The organism is Ferrovum sp. (genome assembly GCF_027317285.1).
In the GTDB taxonomy this organism is placed as follows: domain Bacteria; phylum Pseudomonadota; class Gammaproteobacteria; order Burkholderiales; family Ferrovaceae; genus Ferrovum.
Map to the genome: position 1 here is coordinate 1 of NZ_DAHVHV010000117.1, position 1,121 is coordinate 1,121.

Here is a 1,121-nt window from a genome sequence, read left to right on the forward strand (position 1 = left end):
CAATGCGGCCCGTATGGCAGGCGCGACGATCGGCGTTGCAGTCCTTGGAGCGTTGTTCGCCATGATGCATGACAGCCGGGATGGTTTGCGCCTTTCAATGTTCCTTGGGGGTCTGGTTCAAATCATATGCGCTACTGTGGCGTGGGCAACGATGCGCCCAAAAGCAGGCGTAGTTCAGAGAGCGGCCCTATAATGGCGATATCGGAAGATGTCCAGGCACTGTCTCGAAGTTCCGTTGACCGTGGGGGTTCTTGTGATCCCCAAAGGACTCCGTGGCGAGTATTTCAGGTAGGCGGCTGCGCAATTTGGGTACGTCGTATCTCTTGCAACAAAATTTGCAACTGGCGAGGAGCATTCAGCGCGCAATTTTAACGCGATAGAGGCGAGACGTGCCAAAAGCGGCGCACCCTTCAATTTGAACATTTGACACCAATGCAACTGAATCTCGCTGTTCACTGACACGGCCTGCCGGTCGAAATCAGATCAACCACCGCCTCCGGGCGGTTTTTTTGTGCCCATCAATCCCGCCCTGAGCGGGTTTTTGTTTTTGGAGAACCAAAATGAGCAAGAAGTTACGAGAAATGCAGGCCAAGAAGGCCGAACTGGTCAAATCCGCCCGCGCACTGACCGATGGCGCCGCCACCGAAGGGCGCGATCTGAACGATGAGGAAGTCACGGCTTTTGATGGCCTGAAGGGGCGCATCGATGCGCTCAACGCCGCCATCGAACGCGAGCAGAGCCTGATTGCCGAGGAGGCGCAACTGGGTATCGAATCGGCGCTCCCTTCCGTGAGCGTCACCGAGAATATGACGGCTGACCCCAAGTGGGGCTTCAAGAACTTTGGCGAATATGCGTATGCGGTGCACCAGGCAGGCTTGCCCGGTAATCCCGTGGACAATCGTCTGTCCATGCTGCGCAATGCGGCAGTGCCTGGAGTGTACGGAAACGAGAGCGCCGGCGCCGATGGGGGGTTTCTGATCCCCCCGCAGTTTGCCAAGGACATCTTCATGCTCTCGCTCGATGACGAGGCGTTCCTGCCCTTGACGGACAACATCGAGATCTCGGGTAATTCCCTGGTGCTGCCCAAGGATGAGACCACCCCCTGGGGGACGGATGGCATC

At 57.4% G+C, this 1,121-nt stretch carries 1 protein-coding gene and 1 pseudogene; both read left to right on the forward strand.

All coding sequences use genetic code 11. The features are described from left to right. Positions 1-193: pseudogene (locus M6F29_RS11790) on the forward strand (hypothetical protein); the annotation flags it as partial. Between the two features lie 367 nt (positions 194-560). Next, a partial coding sequence (locus M6F29_RS11795) for a phage major capsid protein (protein WP_298160145.1) occupies positions 561-1,121 on the forward strand: 561 nt, incomplete at its 3' end.